The following is a 20,582-nucleotide window of genomic DNA, read 5'->3' as shown; positions in this document are numbered from 1 at the left end:
TGTTTCCTCCCGAGTTTTCCTGAAGCGCAACCAGACCATGACTTTATTTGTAACCTAAGCATCGAGTATCTGCCAGTTCGAATCCTGATAAAAGTCTTGGGTGTTCCCGTCATTCAATTCGGTCCTCCATACAATAGCTCCGTCGTGAAATCCGCTAGTCTGTCGGCATGACGCTTCAAGCCGACACCATCGCGACTATCCGACAATCCTGGGCATCGATTCTCGGCGTTTCGGCGGAAGCCTTGGCGCGGGGAGCGGAAAGGGTTTATCGCGAAAAGAACGATAGTGCCGTGCTCATGTTCGTTTCATTGTTCGGAACGGGGATTCTTGTTGGCCCCTCATGGGCAATGGAGGCTGGCCGAGAGCTGCCCGATTCGGAACTAGTCAGCCACGCGAAACTTTTAGAACTCAGCGCTCCCTATGGTGGGCGGGCCCTCGGAGAAGCGAAGTTGTACTTCAATGATTCAGCACCAATGTTGCCAAGCCCAAACGCACAGGCGAGCCGTGCGCGAGCGCACGCCGTTGCTCTCGAAACAGCCTGCCCAGCCGAAGACGCCGCAGAAGTCGGCTTGAGCGAGATGGACAATACCTTTGTCTTGCTCAACGAAGCTGAGACCGAGTCGCTGCCTTTGGCAGGGGCGGGCTACGACGTGTGGGAAGAAAAACTGGCCCACCTCGGCGCGCTCGTATCACCAGCCAGTCGGCGAAGCGGACTCGGTTCTCAAGCTGTCGCTATTGCCCAAAAGCATGCAGTGGACGCCGGCCTGATTCCTCAGTGGCGCGTGCACGTCGACAATGCTGCGTCGATCAAAACGGCGCTGCGCGCAGGGTTTGAATATGCAGGGGCCCAAACCACCGTAATTCTCAAGAATTAGCGCGCAGCTCCACAGCTCACCGGGCGGTTCGCTTAAACGCGATGGCTGCCAGGGCTGCGGCCTGATCTGCGAGCACTGTGTCGTCAAAAACCACCCGTGGCGAGTGGTTCCACTCGGTTTCTTCGGCAGCCAAGTCGGGTGGAGACGTCAACAGGCCAATAAAGGTACCCGGAACTTCATCGAGCACAAAAGCGAAATCCTCGGATCCCATCATTGGTGATGGCATGATCGCCACACGCTGTTCACCGTAAATTTCGCGCATTGTTTCCAGCGCTGCCTCGGTCTCGGCGGCATCATTCACGGTCACCGGGTAGAGCGTGTCAAAACTTACGTCTGCGGTGAGCTCATGGGCTGCTGCCACGCCGTGGACGACGCGCGGCAGTCCTTCTTCGAGGACTGCCAGGGAGTCGTGGGACATGGTGCGGATGGTGGCAGCCAGTTCGACGCTTTCCGGGATGACATTGATTGCTCCGTCTCCGGTGGACAGCCGCGTGATCGAGAGAACCACCGGATCGAAGGCATTGAACCGTCGAGTTACAAAACTCTGCAAGGCCAGGACGAGCTCCGCGGCAGCCGGTACCGGATCCAGGGTCTGGTGGGGTTGCGAGCCATGTCCGCCGCGTCCCTTCAGCTTCACTGTTAGCTGGTTTGACCCGGCGGCTACCGGGCCGCCCCGAGTTGCGAAGACTCCTCGCGGACCGGGACCCACATGGATCGCGTAGGCGGCAACCGGACGTTCTCCGGCAGCCGAAAGCAGCCCCTCATCAAGCATGATCTTGGCGCCGCCGTGGCCTTCTTCGCCTGGCTGGAACATGAAGATGACCGAGCCATGAAGCTCACTTTGCCGAGCCGAGAGCAACTTGGCTGCGCCAACAAGTCCCGCAGTATGCAGATCGTGGCCGCAGGCGTGCATGTTGCCATTAGCAGAGGCGAAGTCCAGATTGGTCTCTTCGAGAATCGGCAATGCGTCCATGTCGCCGCGAAGCAGGACCGTCGGGCCGGGCAGCTCGCCTCGAAGCACTGCGGTCACCGAGCTGGTGCGCGTTCCGGTGGTGATTTCCAGAGGGAGCCCTTGGAGGGCGTTAAGTACTTTTTGCTGGGTGCGGGGCAGATCCAGTCCGAGCTCCGGGTCCGCGTGCAGTGCACGGCGCAGTTCAACCAGCTCGGGAAGTATCGTTTGCGCATCGGCGGTAAAGTCGGCAGTGGTCATGAATCAGCCTTTCATGGGGGAGTGCTCGGCGCGATTGCAAGGGCCTTAGGAAGGACCTCAGTGATAATGAGTATGACCATGCTGATGGTTATATCTTTAAGTATTCTCTAGTGAGAGCTTTAATCCGCATGATTTGAATCCAATCAGCACGCCAGCGACTATACTCCCCGGGATTGCCTTGCGGGCAATTCTCAAGGCCGTTATTGTTGCATCTCACAACTTTCGTGGTTGAGAGAAATGACTAAACGACTATGAGCCGGGCAGTTGTCTAGGGTCTTTCGGTTGAACATCGCTGACATTGGCCCAGTGCATAGCCGGCCCGTACGCTGCCCAGTGCAGATCCATATTCTCGGCGCGCACGACGTAGCTACTGGCGTCAATCAGTTGGATCCGGAATCCGCGGCTGCTGTTCTTTGGCGCGGGTATGAACTCGTGCGCTTACTTCAGGTTCTCCGCTGTCGTGTAATCCAGCCCGTGCAAACTCTGCTGCATCCTTGTCTGGCGCTGGAAGAGATGTAGATAGGAATGCCCTCGCAATGGGGTTTCTGTGTACGTTCCAGATCAAGTGTCACCAGGTAGTAGCGGGTGCCAGCGTCAAGATGGACATAGCTCATGTGCTACGCGCTGATCACCGAAGAACCAATCGACGAAGCCGCGGTTCGCGATGCCTCTCAGTCCGATACCGCTGGCGCCATTGCTCTCTTCCACGGAATCATTCGCAACCACGACGGTGGGCGACCGGTGAACTCCTTGGATTACTCCCACCATCCGCAAGCGCAGGATTTTCTGGAGAAGATCATCGCGGAGGAAGAAGAGCGCACGGGGCTGAAGCTATCGGCCGTGCACCGCATGGGTCCGTTGAAAATCGGCGATGCCGCATTGGTCGCCGCCTGGATGGCAGCGCACTGCAAGGAAGCATTCGATGCCAATGAGCTCCTAGTGGAGCGCATAAAAGCCGAGGTTCCCATCTGGAAGAAGCAGCACTTCACTTCCGGCAGCTCCGAATGGTTCGGACCCTAAGTTTCTGTAGTTGATCAAGGACTATTGGGAGATTCTTGATTGGGTGGAGCAAATGTAGTTCCTTCTGGCTGGAGAACGTAAGGGTCAGCGAAGGAATCTTGATTTCATGATCCCCCGGCTTGCAACTGAAGTTGGCGGGGGATGGTGGGAGCCTTGGAGAAGTATCAACGTGACTATTGACGGTAGGGACGCGGGGCGGTCCGTGGCGAGATCGCCGAAGGTTTCTTGTAGCTGATAGTTGGGTCTTTTCTCGAAGAGGATTGTTGCAGCGTGATTGCAAGAAAATTTGGGCGTCAAAGTTTCAATAATTTGCATCTAAACATGGGGTTGGTATCGAGACTTCTTGCAACTTATCAGTTACGAAATATATCGGAATCTCGTGTTGGTGTCATAGAGATACTTGGTTCTAAGCGTTGAAAATTGAAGTCGATACACCGAGTGAACTGATGAGATTGGTCTGAGAATCGATCTAAAGCTAAACGTGAATCCCGGCCTGCGATCCGTAGAAATCGGATTACTAAGGATTGTCAGAGGGTATTTAGATCTGAGGTATATTCCCAAGTCGGAAGTTTTTTATCCCTATGAGGAGTAAAACGACCACCGGCTAGACTTCGTGTTAAGTCCCAATTTTTCTATTTTGCCTATTTGCGATTTGATGAAGACTGACAAAACATATATACAGACGTCGCGTGACGTGGCATTCTAGATCTTGGAAAAGGTGGTTGCACGGTGGCAGGAACAGCTGCAGAAAATGATCCAGGAATTCCCGTGAACTGGATCGAAAGTGGTACTGAAGAAAAGGATGGCAGAGACGTCAAACTTGCAAGTTTGAGACCAAGTTTCGACGAGAATAGTCACCGTGTCTATTACGATTTGTTGGTTCGCTCTATTGATGCTAAGGCAGTGCAAAATATCGCTCTTACCGGAGCATATGGAACAGGTAAGAGCAGTGTTCTGGAAGAATTGCGTAAGAAGTACAGCGGCGAAATTATCGAGCTGTCACTGTCGACCATTGCTTCGCAGCAGGTGCACAATGCTGATGATCAGGACACTCCGGAAACTAATAAGTCGAAAACCAATCTTATACAGAAAGAAATCGTCAAACAGCTTCTGTACCGACTGCCTGCTCATATGACCCCTCGCTCTCGATTCCGCCGAACGAGTGCCCCGCAGAGCAAACGCGATTGGCTTATCGCCAGTTGTATTGGATCTCTTCTCACCGTGTTGGCCTTTGCGCTCGGTCTACTGGCACCAGTAGTAGAACATTTCGTTCCAGGTCCATGGGTGCGTTATCTTCTGGCCTATCTCATTCTTGTGGCCGCGGGAACATGCGCCACGTGGTTGATCAGGCGATTGATCGCAGGAGGTCCGTCAATGACTGCCTCTGTAGGAACAGCATTGACCAGCGTGACGCTATCAAGCAACGCCGACACCTACTTCGATGAATACCTCGATGAAATCGTCTACTTCTTCCAGGCCAGCAAGACCAAGGTTGTGCTTATCGAAGATATTGACCGGTTCAAGGACATCATGGTTTTCGATACCTTACGTGCCTTGAATGTTTTGTTGAACAGCACTAGTATCCTTGGACGTATTGTCTTTGTATACGCAATACGAGACAGCATTTTCGAACAAATTGAGGGCACAGACGAAGGCGCACCCCGTGATGACCCCGCTCGCAGAACGCTCGAGATTGCCAACCGTGCCAAGTTCTTTGATGTGATAATCCCGGTTGTCCCGTTTGTAAGCGCAGACAACGCCCGCGATCTGATGAGCCGGACCATGAAAAGCTCAGAATTCTCGATCGATCAAGCGCTCATTCGCATCGCGGCAAGACATACAGCCGACATGCGCCTGATCCACAACATCCGCAACGAATTTGAGGTTTACCGCAGCCGACTCATAGTGCCTGGTAAAGGTGTCTATGGAATCACCGATGATCTGGTGTTCGCTATGGTCGTTTTCAAGAATGCGCATCTGGGCGACTTCGAAGAGATCCGGCATAAGAACAGTACGCTTGACCATCTTTACAAGGCATGGCGTCAGCTCGTTCGTGAGAACCTCGCGGCGGAGATCAACCATCTCAATCAGCTAAAGAGGTCGACCGAACTCGATGAGCGCGCCGATGCAAGAGCTCGACAGTGTGGGGAGCGGCTCTCTAAGTACATAGCGGATTTTCGAAAGTCCTTGGTCGCATTCACGGGCGGTTCAACCTCGATCACTTTCTCGCCCCCCTTTGAGGAAAGCGTCATTAAACAGCGATCCACTTGGCAAGCCATTGCTGAGGGAGCTTCGATCGATATAGCGGGTCGGACTCCGAGAAGTCAACTGGTGGAGATGCGTTTCGATGCTGAGCGTCTCAGCTCGATGCTCGGTATCGAAATTGATCCCGCTCACTGGAATGATCTTGATCTCGACGAGATTGCAACCGAAATTTACGCTTCCGAAGAACGTATACGGTTCCTCCGTCATCACACGTGGCTTGATCTGTTGAACCGCCCAGAATTCACGATGCTGCATGCGGGAGAGAATCGGGATTTTGGTCAACTGATAGGTGCGATACTGACTTCGCCCCTATCCCGCGAGTTGGTTAGGCGGGGTCATATCACATCCCACTTCGCTCTCTATACCTCTACCTACTACGGCACTCACCTTGGACCCGAAGCACTTGAATATGTCCGGCGTTGCGTGGAACCAGGTGAGCCTGACATGCTCTTCGATCTCGACGTACCTTCGATCAAACAAATATTCATTGAGCAAGGAGCCGAAAGGAACGACAAAGCCGAGATCTTCCAGGACTCCAGCATCCTAAACGTATCGATCTTGAATTACCTATTCGCAGAACGCCCCGAAGCGGCGGCGATCGTTACAAAAAAACTCTCCTCTTGGGGAGATCTCGAAGCTGAGTTCGTGAATACATATTGCTCCCGAGGGGAATCGCCCGAACAACTACTGGCCGGAATGGCCCCTGACTGGACGGGTGTCGTCCAGTACACTGCCGTGGAAGCCTCGCTATCCACGGAGAAGCGTCTCCGTGCCCTAGACGCCGTTCTCAATGCTCTTCCGCATGCTCAGGGGTACATCGTGGACGAACAAGTGCGTGAACGCCTCGAAACAGAATTCGCTGGCCTCACTTCGATCACCTCACCTTCGTCGCCCCGACGGGCAACGATAGTCATGGATCTCCTTAAGGAATGCCAGGTCGAGATCGCTGATCTCTCGCGGCTGAACGAAATAGCCCGAAATGCCGTTGTTGAGCGTGCTCTCTATCCAGTCAACGAAACCAACCTGCGTGTTATCACTAACGAGGCACCAATTTCCATAGATGAGCTTGGAAATTCAAGCGCTTACGTCTATCGCCACGTTCTCAATCATCTCAGCGACTATCTCGACGCCTTCGATGATTCTGATGCGACTATACACACCATCGATACCCCCTCTTTGTTCAAACAAATTGTTGTGTCCGCCGCCGAACATGCCTCGCCAGCGGAAATAAATCGGTTGATCTCTGGTGCCAGCACGCAATGCCGGCTGGAAAAGCTCGACGATGTTCCTTCACTTGCATGGCCGAGCCTAGTCGCGCAGGACCGCATAGATTCGACGTTTACCAATACCTACTCATACTTCACCAAATTCGGGTCGTTCGATGAATTTCTGGGCGTTTTCCATACCCGCAACAGCACTATCGTCTGGGACCAGGACACCGCTCCGATTGATGACAGGCGGGAGCTCGCCATTGCGATCCTCAACGCCATCGAAGTTATGGAGGATTCAAACATCCGGATAGATCTATCCCTGCAATTAGATCCAGGTTGCCTCCCCGTCGACGAGATACAACCGCTCTCCGGCTCTTTCGCTGGTCTGCTTATCAGCAAAGGGCTGATCCCAGACGACGAGGAAACTTATAGGAGTCACCTGATGGTCGATTGGACGACTCGCGAAGCTGCAATTTCCGCATCAAAGGACTTCGAAACACTTGTATCTCCTGAGACAATACCTCCGGAGCAGGTACCCCAATTGATTGAAAGCGCACTGGTCTCAAGTGACATTAAGAAGAAGGTAGTTGGGGACTTGGGCAGTTATCTTCAAAATGCAACCCGGCAAAATATCGAGCAAGTTTCCCGCGCTCTCATCGTAAAGAAGTGGACGATTAGTGCACCTCGGATTCAACTACTGATTGATAAGGGAGCACCTACCGCAGAAATAGTTCAATTCCTTGCTCGTAACGAAAAGCTCCCGCTTCAAACTCTTAGGGATCTACTGCGGTCCATGGACAAGCCATACTCGGCGATTGCTGACATCGGCACCCGTCCGTACAATCTCCCTGACGACAGTGCCCATCGCAGAATCCTCAATGCTCTTAAAGGAACTGTCGTCTCAACATGCAACCCCGACCCGAAGAAACCCGGCACACTTCGGGTCAACCTTTTCAAGAAAGCCAAGTCAAAGTAACCGATTCTTTTTGTTCGAAGACTGTGTAGAGTCCAGCAAGTTGTGGCCACGGCCGGAGTCAACTTGCATCAGCTTTCGAGAGGCACTTGTTTTCCTGCTTCAACGTTGGCACGCCTCTTGCAGGTTTTGACCGCCTTGGGCCTCAATACTGTCGCATAGAGCCGGGCCGACAAGAAATGAGCAACACCAGTTTGAAGCGTGATACCTGCGTAGCGGTGATGATTTCGGCAACCGAGGTCGGACGCCACCATGCGCATCCCGCAGCCAGAAGGCCTTCGCTGAGGGTCTGCTAGCGAACTTGAAATTCCAGTGCAGCCGCCTTCTGAGATTCCGAGCAATCGACTGCTGAAGAATACGGATGGCGATGATCATCCCCAGACTGCCGAAGGTTTCGATAATTCGAGTCATGACCATGGGAGTCAAGAACTTAGTGGGTGCGCGACGGGCTCGACTACCCGCTTCGCGTTTCATTATCCACCGTACACATCTGAGAGGTTCGAAATCCAGGAATCCAGAAGCGCTCGCAGTTCCGTTGGGTGCACCTCGCTGACCTTTGCCTCGCTCATGGCCAGTCCGAACGCGGCCCAGCGAAGATCCATATTTTCGGTGCGCACCAGGCAACTGTCCCCATCGATCTGCTGGATCTCGAACCAGCGGCCAATGAGCGGCTCCAGCTTTTCGGCATTGGCGTAAACTCGCGCGCTCACTCCTGGCTGCCCGCTGCCACGCAATCCTGCGCGGACAAACCCCGCCGCATCGCCACCAGGCACCGGCCGGGGGATGAAGCGCAACGCCCTGGGCGAGGCGTTCTGCGCGCGGTCCACGCGGAAGCTGCGCCAATCATCGCGGTCCAGATCGAAAGCCACCAGGTAATAGCGGTTGCCCACATTCACCAGCTGGACCGGCTCTACGCGGCGCGAGCTCTTGGTTCCCTTGGCATCCTTGTAGTCGAAGGCGATTCGCTCGTGGTCGCGGCAGGCCTGGGCAAAAGCCACCAGCACTGCAGGGTCCACGGGATCCACAGCCGAGGACCGGGAATTGAGCGGGACGGTGCTCGCGGTCAGCGCCTGCGCCCGCTTCCTTAACCTGGCTGGAAGCACGGGCAGAACCTTGCCCATCGCCCGCAGTGCCGCCTCGGCCAGCGCGGAGGATCCGCCGTGCACCGTGGACTGCAATGCGGCCACCAGCGCCACGGCTTCCTCGTCGTCGAGCACCAAGGGAGGCAGCGCGGTGCCGGACGCCAGCTGATAGCCTCCGCCTACGCCGCGATCAGCCTGCACCGGATAACCGAGATCGCGCAGCCGCTCGATGTCCCGGCGCACGGTGCGCAAGCTGACGTCCAGGCGGTCGGCCAGTTCGTCCCCGGACCAATACCGATGGGTCTGCAAGAGCGAGAGCAGCCGCAAGAATCTGGTGCTGGTACTCATGCAACAAGTCTGCCTTGATTTAGGACAGAAACTGGCACTTTTCACTTCTACTCTGGTTATTGCCAGCTGGAAATACCGGCTGCAGCTTATGCCAGGAGGCAATCATGAGCACCATGGCCATCACCAACACCACGCTGAGCGGCGAACGTGCCGATTTGTTCCAAGCGCTGGCCAACGCGCGGCATTTCCTGCGTTTCACCGTACAGGGCCTGAACGACGAGCAGGCTGCGCAGCGCACCACAGTCAGCGAATTGACCCTCGGCGGGTTGATCAAGCATGTGAGCGCCGTGGAAAAGCAGTGGCAGGAATTCATGGTGAAGGGCCGGGCCGCCATGGCCTGGGACGGAGCGGATTTCGGCCAGATGCCACCCGAGGCGATCGAGGCCTTCCTCAACGAATTCCGCATGCAGGACGGGGACAGCTTGGAAAAGCTGCTGGAAAACTATGCGCTGATTGCCGAGCGCACCGACGCGCTGCTGGCCGAAGTGGATCTGGATGCCGTGCACGAATTGCCCTCGGCTCCGTGGTTTGTCGACACCCACTGGTCGGTGCGCCGCACCCTGATGCACATCATCGCCGAGACCACCCAGCACTCAGGGCATGCGGACATCATCCGCGAATCCCTGGATGGGCAGAAAAGCATGGGCTAGCCCCCGATGTAGGACATCTCGATGCGCTTGCGGTTTCCCGGAGTCAGCGCGGCGCGCAGCTCGGAATAATTGTCATCGCGCTTGCGCCAGTGGCCGGTCAGCGCCTTGGCCAAATCCTCGTCGCTGATCCCATCGCGCATCAGCTTGCGCAGGTCATAGCCGGAGCCGGCGAACAGGCAGGTGTAGAGCCGCCCCTCCGCCGAAACCCGCGAGCGCGAGCAATTGCCGCAGAAGGCATTGGTGACGCTGGAGATCACGCCGATTTCCCCGGCCCCATCGGCGTAGCGCCAGCGGTTGGCGGTTTCGCCCGGCTCGGTTTTGGCCGCCGGCTCAAGCGCCCAGCGCTCGTTGATCATCGAGACCACCTCGGCCGAGGGCAAGACCTCGTCCAGCTTCCAGCCGTTGGTGGTGCCCACATCCATGTACTCGATGAAGCGCAGGATCGCCCCGGTGCCGCGGAAATGCTGGGCCAGTTCCAGGATTTCATCGTCATTGACCCCACGCTTGAGAACGGTATTGATCTTCACCGGACCCAGGCCGACCTCGCGGGCCACCTCGATGGCCTCCAGCACGCGGGCGACCGGGAAGTTCACGTCGTTGATGGCCTTGAACTTGGCATCATCGAGCGAATCCAGCGAGATGGTCACGCGGTTCAGCCCGGCGTCCTTCAGCGACTGCGCCATCTTGGGCAGGGCCGAGCCATTGGTGGTCATCGCCAGATCCACCGGCGCGCCCTGGGGGGTGCGCAACTGTGCGAGCATCGAGACCAGTTCGGTAATGCCCCGGCGCAGCAGGGGCTCGCCACCGGTCAGCCGCAGCTTGGTCACGCCGAGCGAGACGCTGATGCGGGCGAGCCGTTCGATCTCCTCGAAACTCAGCAGCTCCGAACGCTCGCGGAAGGCGAAGTCGCGGCCGAAAATCTCCTTGGGCATGCAGTAGACGCAGCGGAAATTGCAGCGGTCGGTCACCGAGATCCGCAAATCATGCAAGGGCCGCCCGCGGGCGTCGGCGATATCCCCGGCCGGTAGAACTGTCATAGCTACCAGCGTAACTGGCGCAGGCAGGAGGCGGAAGATGGGCGGGTAAAACAGCAAATCAGCACGTAAAATACCGCGCTTGCCCGCTGCCCGGTTGTAGCATGGGCACAAAGCCCAAGTACTGGAGAACTCATGCGCGTAACCTGGCCGCTGGCTGCCCGAATCCTGCTGGCAGGCACCGCTGCCACCCTTGCGCTGACTTCGTGCACCAGCGACAAGCCCGCTGGCCAGCAGGTCATTACGGTTTCCGCCGCGGCTTCGCTGCATGAGGCGTTCGACCAGATCGCCAAGGAATTCCAGGCCGAGCACCCCGAGGTTCAGATCGCCGGCATCAACTATGACGGCTCCTCCACCTTGGCCACCCAGATCGTGGAAGGCGCCGACGTGGACGTTTTTGCCTCCGCCGATGAACGCACCATGGCCGAGGTGACCGAGGCAGGGTTCGGCCACGAACCGGTGATTTTTGCCAGCAATACCCTGGTGATCGCGGTGCCCAAGGCCAACCCCGCCAACATCAGCTCGCTATCCGACCTGGCCGGGGCCAGCACGGTGCTGTGCGCAGCGCAGGTGCCCTGCGGCAATGCCTCGCGGCAGCTGCTGGAGAATGCCGGAGTGGACCTGAAGCCGGTGAGCGAAGAGCAGAATGTCACCGCGGTGGTGCAGAAGGTGGCCGCCGGGGAAGCCGATGCCGGGCTGGTCTACGCCAGCGACGTGCAGGACGAACCGGATCTGGCCGCCATCGTGCCCGAGGGGGCCGACGAGGTGGCCAACAGCTACCCGATCGCCACCCTGGACGAGAACCCGGCCGCCCAGGAATTCCTGGACTTCGTGATCGGCGAGCGCGGCCAAGAGATCCTTGCCGAGTACGGTTTTGGCAGCGGGGCTGCGCAGGGCAATGGCTAGCGATACCGGGCTGCGCGTCCCGGCCTTCACCTTCGCCCCGGCGGTGCTGGGCCTGGCCTTGCTGATCCTGCCGCTGCTGGCGTTGCTGGGCCGCGCCAGCTGGTCCACCCTGCTGGCCGATGCCACCAGCGAACAGGCCGTGGCAGCCCTGTGGCTTTCGGTGCGCACCGGGGTGGCGGCCACTGCGCTATGCGTGCTGCTCGGGGTGCCGCTGGCCCTGGTGATCGCCCGCAGCGGACCGAAGATCGCGCAATTGCTGCGGGCGCTGATTGCCGTGCCGCTGGTGCTGCCGCCGATGGTCGGCGGGGTGGCGCTGCTCTTCCTCTTCGGGCGCACCAGCCCGATCGGCCAGCTGATCGATTCGCTGTGGGGGATCACCCTGCCCTTTTCCACCGCCGCCGTGGTGATCGCGCAAGGCTTTGTGGCCCTGCCCTTCCTGGTGCTCTCGGTGGAGGGCTCGCTGCGCGCGGCCGGCACCGGCTACGAGCAGGCCGCCGCCACCCTTGGCGCCGGTCGCTGGATGGTGCTCACCCGCATCACCCTGCCGCTGGCCGCGCCGGGGCTGGTGGCCGGGGTGATCCTGTGCTTCGCCAGGGCGATCGGCGAATTCGGGGCCACCGCGCTCTTTGCCGGCAACGCGCCGGGGGTCACCCAGACCATGCCGCTGGCGATCTACACCGCGTTCAATGGCGCCGGCGCGGGCCGGGATACCGCCGTGGCGCTGTCCCTGCTGCTGCTGGCCACCGCGGTGCTGGTGCTGTTGTGCGTGCGCGCCTGGCGCCCGGGGGCCATCAAATGAGGCTGCTCGCCGACCTGCGGGTGGAGCGCACCGGCTTCGAGGTCAACGTGGAATTCGAGGTGCGCTCCGGCAGCACGCTGGCCATCATGGGGCCCAGCGGCGCCGGCAAGTCCACCATCGTCAACGCCATTGCCGGAACCCAGAAAATCGCTGGCGGGCGGATCGAACTCGATGGCGCCATCCTGGCCGATGGTCGCCGTCATCTGGCCCCGCACCTGCGCGGGGTGGGGCTGCTGGGGCAGGAATCGCACCTTTTCCCGCATCTGGACGCGGCCAAGAACATTGCCTTCGGGGCGCACGCCTCGGGGGCGGGCAAAGCCGCGGCGCTGGCCACCGCCCGCGAATGGCTCGCGCGGCTGGGGCTGGAGGAGCTGGCCGGACAGCGTCCGGCGGCGCTGTCCGGCGGGCAGCGCCAGCGCATCGCCCTGGCCCGCGCCCTGGCCGCCCGGCCCAAGCTGCTGCTGATCGACGAGCCCTTCGCCTCGCTGGATGTCGAAGCGGCCATGGACATGCGCGCGCTGGTGCGCGAGGAGCTGGAGCGCACCGCGACCAGCGCCATCGTCATCTCGCATTCGGCCACCGACGCCCTGGCCCTCGCCGATGACCTGCTGGTGCTGGAGCGGGGACAGGTGATCCAGCGGGGCACCGTCGAGCAGGTCTTCGCCGACCCGGCCAACCGCTTTGTGCGCGCAGTGGTGGCCACGCTGCCCGCCCGTCATCCACGAAGCATCCAGGAGGGACAACCATGAGCACCGGCAATGAACCCGTAGACCTCGAAACCCATCGTGCGCGGCTGCTTGCGCAGATTGTGCCGCTGGCCCCGCAGGGCATCGAGGTCTCTGGCGGCTTTGCCGCCCTGCACGGCGCGGTGCTCGCTGAAGATGTCGCCTCCGCGCACCCGCTGCCGCTGTGGGACAACTCCGCCATGGACGGCTATGCGGTGCGCTCGGTCGATACCGAGGCAGCGCCGATTGCCTTGGAGGTGATCGGCGAAGTTCCGGCCGGCAGCGGCTGGGACCCGAAGCTCGAACCGGGCCAGTGCGTGAAGATCATGACCGGTGCCCCGATTCCCTCGGATGCCGATGCCGTGGCGCGCATCGAGGATACCTCGGCAGCCATTGACGGCTGGGATGTGGACACCGTGCAGGTCAACGTGCAGGTGCCGCGGGGCAAGGACATCCGGCGAAGCGGCGAGGACAAGGACGCAGGGGACCTGATGGCCTACGCCGGCGAGACGCTGAGCGCAGCCAGGCTTTCGGCCCTGGCCGCCGCCGGCGCCAGCACGCTCGTAGTGCGCACCGCGCCCAGGGTGGCCGTGCTGGTCACCGGGGCGGAATTGCGTGCCCCCGGTGAAGATCTTGCGCGCGGGCAGATCCCGGAAACCAATTCGCTGCTCATGGCCGGCCTGCTGGCCGAAGCAGGCATCCAGGCAGCCACGGTGGTGCACTGCGTGGACGACATCTGCGCGGTCCGCGAACAGCTCGATATCCTCGGTGCCACCCATGATGCCGTGCTGAGCACCGGAGGCGTTGGCCCCGGCGCCTATGACGTGATGCGCCAGGTGCTGGAGGCCGAACCGGGGGTCCAGGCGGCCCGGGTGAAGATCCGGCCGGGGCAGCCGCAATGCGCCGGACGATTGGAATCCGGCGCGATGGTCTTCGCGCTGCCCGGCAACCCGGTCAGCGCAGCGGTCAGCTTCGAATTGTTCGTGCGCCCATGCCTGCGCGCCATGCAGGGCCACCGCGACGTGCTGCGCCCCACCCTGCGGGCGGTGGCCGCCGTGGGGTGGAAAGCCGCGGCCGGGCGCATGCAGGTCATCCCCGTAGTTTTCCAGCACGGGCCGACGCTGCGTTGCGCCCCGGCGGTTCAAGCCAGCAGCATTTCCCACTCGGTCGGCGGCTTTGGGGCGGCTGAAGGCTACGCACTGGTGCCCGCCGGAATCACCGAGATCAACCCCGGCGATCAAGTCGAGGTTCTGAGGATGATTCCGTGAGCACCGACTTCGATGCGCTCATCCTCGCCGGCGGACGCGGCACCCGGCTGGGCGGGGTGAACAAGCCGGAACTGCTGCTGCACGGGCAGCGCCTGGTCGACCGCGTCATCCATGCCGCCCGCGACGCAGGTGCTGTCCGCGTGGTCGTGGCCGGCGAAAAGGCCAGCGGAGCCCTGGCCGATACGGTGCTGCGCGAGAATCCGCCCTTTGCCGGTCCGCTGGCAGGCATCGCCGCCGGGATCGGGGCGGTGCAAAGCCCCTGGTGCCTGGTCCTGGCCTGCGATCTGGAGCATCCCGAAGCGGTCGTCCAAGTCCTGCGCGACCACCTCGATCACCGGGCCTCCGACGGATTGGTGCTGCGCGATGCCCACGGCTATACGCAATGGCTCGCCGGCTTCTATCGCACGGCCTCCGTTGCCCGCGTCTGCTCCGAACTTGGCGATCGGCTGGTCAATGCCCCGGTGCGCGCCGCGCTGGGCCAACTGGATTTAGCCGACCTGCCGGTGGATGATGAGACCACCAACGACATCGATACCCTGCAGGCGCTAGAACGCGCCCGCCGCGACGAAAGGAACTGACATGGCTGTGCATTTGCCTCCCGAGGCACTGAACGAATGGCTTGAAGCGGCGACCCGGGAGCTGGGCCTGGACGCGACCGAGATCGACATCGCCACGGTCTTGGACGTCGCCAAGCACGTGGCCCACGAAGTCGCCCGCCCGGCGGCACCCTTGAGCACGTTCCTGCTCGGCGTCGCTTTGGGCAGTGCAAAGGGCGATCTCCCCGGTCTCGCGCAGCAGCTGGTCTCCCGCGCCCATCAATGGTCAGACGACCATCCGGACAGCGAAGCCTAATACACACGAGTTTTCGAATTTCCCACGTCCGATTTCGATTTTTCGTTGTGGACAAACCCTATTGTCCCGGGGTTATTCGGCGTATACTGGATGTATGTTCGAAGACAATGGGGTATTCGGTAGTAACTTCGAAGATGTGCTTCCAATCGGAACCACCTTCGCTGATACTCCATGTCTTTCCGAGAGCGATCAGTCTTTTATCAGCGCCGCACTCGCGGATGATGATCCGACTTCAAGCATCATTGCGCTTCAGAAAATTGAATCTCAGAATGCGTTCCTTGCTTCGGTTCAGGCCCTCTTGACTTCGCATTTGGATGCCACACAGGGCGGAACCATTGGCGGGCCGGTGACGGCCAAGCAGCGCGGGACGGCCCACCATGTAGCCATGGCCCGCAGGCGTTCGCAGAACGCTTCAATCGCCTACGTGCGCCGCATGCGATTCTTGATAGCCGACATGCCATATCTTTTTTCCCGTTTTCAGCATGGCGACTTCAGCGAGAAATTGATCATGGCCATCCTTGCTCCGCTAGAAGATATGAGCCGGTCGGAGCGACGGGAATTTGATAACTTCATTGCCAGCGCCCCGACCATGTTTGACACGGCATCGGACAAGGAAGCTCGCGACATTGCACAAAAAGCTGTTGATGAAGTGCACGGTGAAAGCCGCGACCAAGACATCGAAAGCAAAGCAGGGCATCGTGGCGCATCCTTCTTCAGGGGCAAAGACTGTGTCCGGTTGAGCGCCAGCCTTCCCATTGAAGTGGGTATCGCTGTGGAGGCATCGCTGGAGCACGAGGCACAGCAACTGAAGAAGGCTGGAGACCAGCGTCCCATCTCCCAAATCAAGGCCGATCTCGTGGTTTCACGGCTGACGGGCCATCCAGCAGACAAGCCACTTCCAATCAAGCTGCACGTGAATCTCGTGATGACGGATATGGCTCTGCTGATGGACGGAAAAGAACCGGCCTCCATTCAGGGCTACGGCTCCGTGCCAGCGGAATATGCCCGCCGGCTGTTTGAAGCCTACGGAGAGGTTGACGACTGCTCTCCGGTTGAAGAGCTTGATCAATTGCGCCGCAGGATCAGGACTTACCCGATGATCCGACGGCTCTATACACTGCCCGGCGGCCAGGATTTGGTGGCTATGGATTCCAAGGATCGGCTTTTCAAAGGCTCATTGCGCAAGCTATTGCAACTGAGGGACCCTTACTGCCGCACGCCTTATTGCAATAACAAACCCCGCCACGCAGATCATGTGCATCAGCACAGCAAGGGCGGAAAAACCTGTAGCATCAATGGATGCATGAAGTGCGCTTTCTGCAATTTGGCTAAGGAAGCGCCTGGCTGGACTGAAGAAGTCATTCAGGAAAATCCGCACAAGATCAGAATTCATCCTCCCGGAGAAGTCACCTATGATTCTTCGCCTCCTCCAATAATTGGATTGGCGAGAATGGATGAATTGCTGACCAAGCAGATCCAAAAGCAAACGAGGATCCCGGAAACCCCTCGGAACGTTCGCATCATTCGAATCTTCCCTGAAGCATCCTGATTCCGTAAAGCGGAGGGTGTCACTTCGCGGTGCCGCACGCGCTGTAAACTCGAGAACTATGGCTATCGGCGCGACTATGCACACTTTTGAAGTTCAACTTGCTGATGTAGATCGCGGGGTTTACGAGGATCTGTCTCTGCGCGTGGCGCAGCATCCTTCGGAAACCGATGCCTACATGATCACGCGCGTTCTGGCTTACTGCTTGGAATACGAAGAAGGGATCACCTTCTCGGCCGGTGGCGTATCCACGGGCGAAGAGCCAGCGATCCTGGTCAAGGATCTGACTGGGTTGATCACGGCATGGATTGAAGTAGGTGCGCCGGACGCACAGAGGCTTCACCTTGGCAGCAAACGAGCAGACCGCGCGGCTATCTACACTCACCGGGATCCTGCCAAGCTGCTTTCGGCATGGCGGGGCAAAACCATCCACCAAGCTGAAGATATTCGCTTTCGATCTTTTGATTCCGTTTTCATTGATGAGGCGGTGCGCTGCCTAACCCGCAGAAACACAATGTCCGTTTCGGTGACCGAAGGCCAGATCTATCTTGAGCTGAATGGAACAAATTTGGAGACGCAATTCAGCGAACACGTTATTGAGTAGTAAACATTAATCTCTGCTTCAACTGACCTTGAGGTGGAGGTCATGCGCGCGCGGAAGCATGGCTGGTGTTCATCAACAACACCAAAGGAAATCCACCATGAAACTGCGCAACATCACCCTCGGAGCAGCAGCTCTCTGCCTGGTTGCCGGAGTTAGCGCACCGGCAGCAGCAACGGAGATTGAGTCATCGGATTCCGGCCCTTTGGTCATTGGGCACCGTGGCGCTGCAGGTGTGGCGCCGGAGAACACCTTGGAAGCCATCAAGGCCGGAAGCCAGTCGGGTGCCGAATTCATCGAAATCGACGTCCAGCTTTCCAAAGACGGCGTCCCGTTCATCTTCCATGACGGAACTCCGGCCCGAACCACAAATGTTGAAGACGTGTTCCCAGAACGTGCCAACGATCCGATTACTTCGTTCACCTGGGATGAATTGCAGCAGCTGGATGCAGGCTCGTACTTCTCAGCCAAGTTTTCCGGCGCCAAGATTCCGCACTTCGATGATGTTCCCGGCGCATTGGCTGGCGAGACCGGCGTGTTCATCGAGATCAAGGACCCAGCGAAATCTCCTGGAGTCGAACAGGTGGTTGCTGACGCTCTGGCTAAGAACGGCCAGTGGAAGTCCTTGCTGGAGTCCGGAAAGATTGAAGTTCTTGGTTTTGATGCGGCCTCCAACGAACGTTTCGCCCAGTTGGCCCCTGAGGTGCCATTGCAGCAGCTGACCGGTACCGTTCCCTCGGCTCAGGAACTGGAGCACTACGCAACCTATGCTGATGCTTTCGGCACCAGCTACCGCACTCTTGACGCGGCCGGGGCGCAACGCGTGAAGGATGCCGGCCTGGGGCTTGGCGTTTACACGGTCAACGCTCCTGAAGCGGCCGACGAAGCTCTGGCCCTGGGCGTCGAGCGCATCACCGGGGACTTCCCGCAGCAGATTGATCGACACCTCGAAGGGCAGAAGGTCTTCCCCGCAAACAACGGCGTGCTGATATCGGATGCCGTCAACGATGTGCCTGGCAGCGACGTCACCCCGGAAAACGGTGAACACGTCATTGTGGAGAACACCAGTCGGCGCACCATTGACGTCAGCGGCTACCTGATTCGCGATGCGGCCAATAACAAGCTGCAGATCGGCGAAGGCTACGAGCTGGCACCGGGTGCGAAGCTGCGTGTGTACTCCGGACCAGGCACCAACAGCGATGAAGCGTTCTACGTTGACGGAGCTGGCGTGCTGAACAACGACGGCGACTCGCTGGCGCTGTGGAATGCCAAGGGCAAGCTCACAGACCTTTTCGCGAACTAAGCATTCAGCAGGTTCAGGGCCAAGTTGAATCCCGGGGATCCGATTGGTTCCCGGGATTCCTATTTGGTGGCAGCCGGGTTGGCGAGCGGCCTTGGTGCTGCGCAAGCAGCCGCAGCGGGCTAATCCCCGTCGCCGTCGCCTGAGTCGAAAAGGTTTGCGATGAACACGGATTCAGGGTCCGTGCCAGTGATCTCCGCCGTCTTGGCTCGCTCGATATCCGGGGCTTCCGCAAAGCCTTGGATCTCCAACGGGGCGCTGGGAACTTCGGGAACAGTGGACGCCCAGATGTCCCCTCCGTCCACGACCCTTACCTCAATATCGATATCCATGAGCAAAGTATCGCCCTGTGCCGGGTGTTTATCAAGGGGGACTGCGGGCACGTCAAAGCAGGCAGGAAGCCGAGTTGGGGAATTGAAAAACCCCGGGATCTCAAGGATCCCGGGGCTATTCTACGCGGTGACGGTGGGATTTGAACCCACGGTACGGGGTTACCGTACACAACATTTCGAGTGTTGCACCTTCGGCCGCTCGGACACGTCACCAGACCAGATAACTCTATACCGAACCAAAGGTGAATACAAAAACGAGAGCGGGATAATCGCACTGAAGTGGTTCGAAACACACAAATGGGGGCGATTAGCAGCGTTTTGCCTTGAAAAATTCGCGCAAGAGATCAGCGCATTCCTGCTCTTTGACCCTCGAATAGACTTCGACCCAGTGGTTCAAGCGCGGTTCGCGCACGATATCGAACACCGATCCGCAGGCTCCGGCCTTTTCATCCCAGGCACCAAAAACAAGTTTGGGGATGCGAGACAGGACGATTGCGCCGGCGCACATGGCACAGGGCTCCAATGTGACCACCAATGTGCAGTCGGCCAGGCGCCAACCGTCGTCTTGGCCGCGTTCTTCCAAAGCCCGCACCGCATTGCGAATGGCGACCACTTCGGCATGGGCGGTGGGGTCTTTGATCGCTTCGCGCTCATTGCGCCCGGTGGCCAGCACGCGGCCCTCGGGGGAGATGACCACCGCGCCGATCGGCACGTCGTCGGTGTCAAGCGCCGCGCGCGCCTCATCCAAAGCGAGGTCCATCCAGGCATCGTATTCGTGCACCATAGTTCTTTTACTCTACGTGCTTTCGGGAGTCCAGGGCTGGCCGTGGTGCTCAATTCCTGTTTCCTTGGGCACACCAAACTCGTTGGACAGCGGAATTTCGGGCGCTTTCCTCGATTCGCCCGCCGGTGTGCTGATAGATTTCTACTTATGCGCGTACAGGTAGTCGACCACCCGCTGGTGGCACACAAGGTATCGGTTCTTCGAGATAAGAACACCCCGTCTTCGATCTTCCGCCAGCTGACCGATGAACTGGTCACACTGCTGGCTTATGAGGCCACCCGCGAGGTGAAAACCGAAAGCGTCCAGGTCCAGACCCCGGTCGCCACCACCATCGGCACTGCCATTGCCAAGCCAACCCCGCTGGTTGTCCCCATCCTGCGTGCCGGACTGGGCATGCTCGAAGGCATGACGCGCCTGGTCCCCACCGCAGAGGTCGGCTTCCTGGGCATGGCCCGCAATGAGGAAACCCTGGACATCATCACCTACGCCGATCGCGTGCCTAACGACCTGACCGGCCGCCAGGTCTTCGTGCTGGACCCGATGCTGGCTACCGGCGGCACCCTGGCCGAGGCGATCAAGTTCATTTTCGATCGCGGCGCCGAGTCCGTAACCTGCATCTGCCTGATCGCGGCCCCTGAAGGCGTCGCCCGTCTGGAAGAAATCCACGGCGACGACAACCGCGTGCACGTAGTGCTCGCTTCGCTGGATGAGAAGCTGAACGAGAAGTCCTACATCATTCCAGGCTTGGGCGATGCCGGTGACCGCCTGTACGGTGTCACCCCGCCTATCGCCTAGCAAGCA

19 protein-coding genes and 1 tRNA gene are annotated in these 20,582 nt (G+C 59.1%); 14 read left to right on the top strand and 6 right to left on the bottom strand.

The features are described 5' to 3' along the window. The first annotated feature begins 167 nt into the window (after window positions 1-167). Complete coding sequence (locus ACT7DV_RS03380) at window positions 168-875, top strand: GNAT family N-acetyltransferase (RefSeq protein WP_444660878.1); 708 nt, start codon at window positions 168-170, stop codon at window positions 873-875. A gap of 16 nt (window positions 876-891) precedes the next feature. On the opposite strand, the gene ACT7DV_RS03375 is transcribed toward ACT7DV_RS03380, so the two are convergent. Then, a complete protein-coding gene (locus ACT7DV_RS03375; protein WP_444660877.1) occupies window positions 892-2,085 on the bottom strand; it encodes a M20 metallopeptidase family protein in 1,194 nt (397 codons plus the stop codon). 612 nt (window positions 2,086-2,697) lie between these two features. Between ACT7DV_RS03375 and ACT7DV_RS03370 the strand changes: the two genes are divergently transcribed. Together ACT7DV_RS03370 and ACT7DV_RS03365 are read left to right on the top strand one after the other, a co-directional pair. Beyond that, window positions 2,698-3,105 (top strand): molybdenum cofactor biosynthesis protein MoaE, encoded by a 408-nt coding sequence (locus ACT7DV_RS03370; RefSeq protein WP_444660876.1) that lies wholly within the window; start codon window positions 2,698-2,700, stop codon window positions 3,103-3,105. 729 nt (window positions 3,106-3,834) lie between these two features. Then, entirely contained in the window at window positions 3,835-7,557 is a 3,723-nt protein-coding gene (locus tag ACT7DV_RS03365) for a YobI family P-loop NTPase (protein WP_444660875.1), read from the top strand. Between the two features lie 470 nt (window positions 7,558-8,027). Here ACT7DV_RS03365 and ACT7DV_RS03360 read toward each other — a convergent pair whose 3' ends face one another. Then, a complete protein-coding gene (locus tag ACT7DV_RS03360) occupies window positions 8,028-8,984 on the bottom strand; it encodes a helix-turn-helix transcriptional regulator (RefSeq protein ID WP_444660874.1) in 957 nt (318 codons plus the stop codon). Between the two features lie 104 nt (window positions 8,985-9,088). Here ACT7DV_RS03360 and ACT7DV_RS03355 point away from each other — a divergent pair, with 104 nt between their 5' ends. Beyond that, on the top strand, window positions 9,089-9,634 hold the full coding sequence (locus ACT7DV_RS03355; protein ID WP_444660873.1) for a DinB family protein: 546 nt from the start codon (window positions 9,089-9,091) through the stop codon (window positions 9,632-9,634). Here the strand turns inward: ACT7DV_RS03355 and moaA are convergent. Further along, window positions 9,631-10,671: a GTP 3',8-cyclase MoaA gene (gene moaA / locus ACT7DV_RS03350; RefSeq protein WP_444660872.1), complete on the bottom strand. Its 1,041-nt coding sequence runs from the start codon at window positions 10,669-10,671 to the stop codon at window positions 9,631-9,633. The two genes, ACT7DV_RS03355 and moaA, sit on opposite strands and share 4 nt — an antisense overlap. A 132-nt stretch (window positions 10,672-10,803) precedes the next feature. Here moaA and modA point away from each other — a divergent pair, with 132 nt between their 5' ends. The 9 genes from modA (at window position 10,804) to ACT7DV_RS03305 (ending at window position 18,668) form a co-directional block, all read left to right on the top strand. Continuing rightward, window positions 10,804-11,574, top strand: a complete 771-nt coding sequence (gene modA / locus ACT7DV_RS03345) for a molybdate ABC transporter substrate-binding protein (RefSeq protein WP_444660871.1) — start codon at window positions 10,804-10,806, stop codon at window positions 11,572-11,574. Further along, on the top strand, window positions 11,567-12,373 hold the full coding sequence (locus ACT7DV_RS03340; protein ID WP_444660870.1) for an ABC transporter permease: 807 nt from the start codon (window positions 11,567-11,569) through the stop codon (window positions 12,371-12,373). Before modA ends, ACT7DV_RS03340 begins: the two co-directional genes overlap by 8 nt. Next, window positions 12,370-13,122 (top strand): ATP-binding cassette domain-containing protein, encoded by a 753-nt coding sequence (locus tag ACT7DV_RS03335; RefSeq protein WP_444664771.1) that lies wholly within the window; start codon window positions 12,370-12,372, stop codon window positions 13,120-13,122. Before ACT7DV_RS03340 ends, ACT7DV_RS03335 begins: the two co-directional genes overlap by 4 nt. Continuing rightward, window positions 13,119-14,366 carry a molybdopterin molybdotransferase MoeA gene (locus ACT7DV_RS03330; RefSeq protein ID WP_444660869.1) on the top strand — a complete coding sequence of 416 codons (1,248 nt, stop codon included), beginning with the start codon at window positions 13,119-13,121 and terminating at the stop codon, window positions 14,364-14,366. The genes ACT7DV_RS03335 and ACT7DV_RS03330 overlap by 4 nt, the downstream gene beginning before the upstream one ends. Next, the gene (gene mobA, locus ACT7DV_RS03325; RefSeq protein ID WP_444660868.1) at window positions 14,363-14,944 is read left to right on the top strand and encodes a molybdenum cofactor guanylyltransferase; all 582 of its coding nucleotides are present in this window, start codon (window positions 14,363-14,365) and stop codon (window positions 14,942-14,944) included. The genes ACT7DV_RS03330 and mobA overlap by 4 nt, the downstream gene beginning before the upstream one ends. Window position 14,945: 1 nt before the next feature. Further along, on the top strand, window positions 14,946-15,218 hold the full coding sequence (locus ACT7DV_RS03320; RefSeq protein WP_444660867.1) for a DUF6457 domain-containing protein: 273 nt from the start codon (window positions 14,946-14,948) through the stop codon (window positions 15,216-15,218). A 94-nt stretch (window positions 15,219-15,312) separates the two neighbouring features. Then, a complete protein-coding gene (locus ACT7DV_RS03315) occupies window positions 15,313-16,767 on the top strand; it encodes an HNH endonuclease (protein WP_444660866.1) in 1,455 nt (484 codons plus the stop codon). Between the two features lie 58 nt (window positions 16,768-16,825). Further along, the gene (locus ACT7DV_RS03310) at window positions 16,826-17,368 is read left to right on the top strand and encodes a YaeQ family protein (RefSeq protein ID WP_444660865.1); all 543 of its coding nucleotides are present in this window, start codon (window positions 16,826-16,828) and stop codon (window positions 17,366-17,368) included. Window positions 17,369-17,465: 97 nt separating this feature from the next. After that, a complete protein-coding gene (locus tag ACT7DV_RS03305) occupies window positions 17,466-18,668 on the top strand; it encodes a glycerophosphodiester phosphodiesterase family protein (RefSeq protein ID WP_444660864.1) in 1,203 nt (400 codons plus the stop codon). Window positions 18,669-18,787: 119 nt separating this feature from the next. On the opposite strand, the gene ACT7DV_RS03300 is transcribed toward ACT7DV_RS03305, so the two are convergent. From ACT7DV_RS03300 to tadA, 3 genes are all read right to left on the bottom strand, one after another. Then, entirely contained in the window at window positions 18,788-18,997 is a 210-nt protein-coding gene (locus ACT7DV_RS03300) for a hypothetical protein (RefSeq protein ID WP_444660863.1), read from the bottom strand. Between the two features lie 125 nt (window positions 18,998-19,122). Continuing rightward, window positions 19,123-19,210, bottom strand: a tRNA-Ser gene (locus ACT7DV_RS03295). A gap of 94 nt (window positions 19,211-19,304) precedes the next feature. Next, window positions 19,305-19,781: a tRNA adenosine(34) deaminase TadA gene (tadA, locus tag ACT7DV_RS03290; protein WP_444660862.1), complete on the bottom strand. Its 477-nt coding sequence runs from the start codon at window positions 19,779-19,781 to the stop codon at window positions 19,305-19,307. A gap of 147 nt (window positions 19,782-19,928) precedes the next feature. Here tadA and upp point away from each other — a divergent pair, with 147 nt between their 5' ends. Further along, complete coding sequence (gene upp, locus ACT7DV_RS03285; protein ID WP_060700568.1) at window positions 19,929-20,576, top strand: uracil phosphoribosyltransferase; 648 nt, start codon at window positions 19,929-19,931, stop codon at window positions 20,574-20,576. Window positions 20,577-20,582: the final 6 nt, after the last annotated feature.

This window comes from Glutamicibacter sp. TV12E (assembly GCF_052441935.1).
Lineage (GTDB): Bacteria > Actinomycetota > Actinomycetes > Actinomycetales > Micrococcaceae > Glutamicibacter.
The sequence above is the reverse complement of the archived record's forward strand: the minus strand, read 5'-3'. Positions and strand labels throughout refer to the sequence as shown.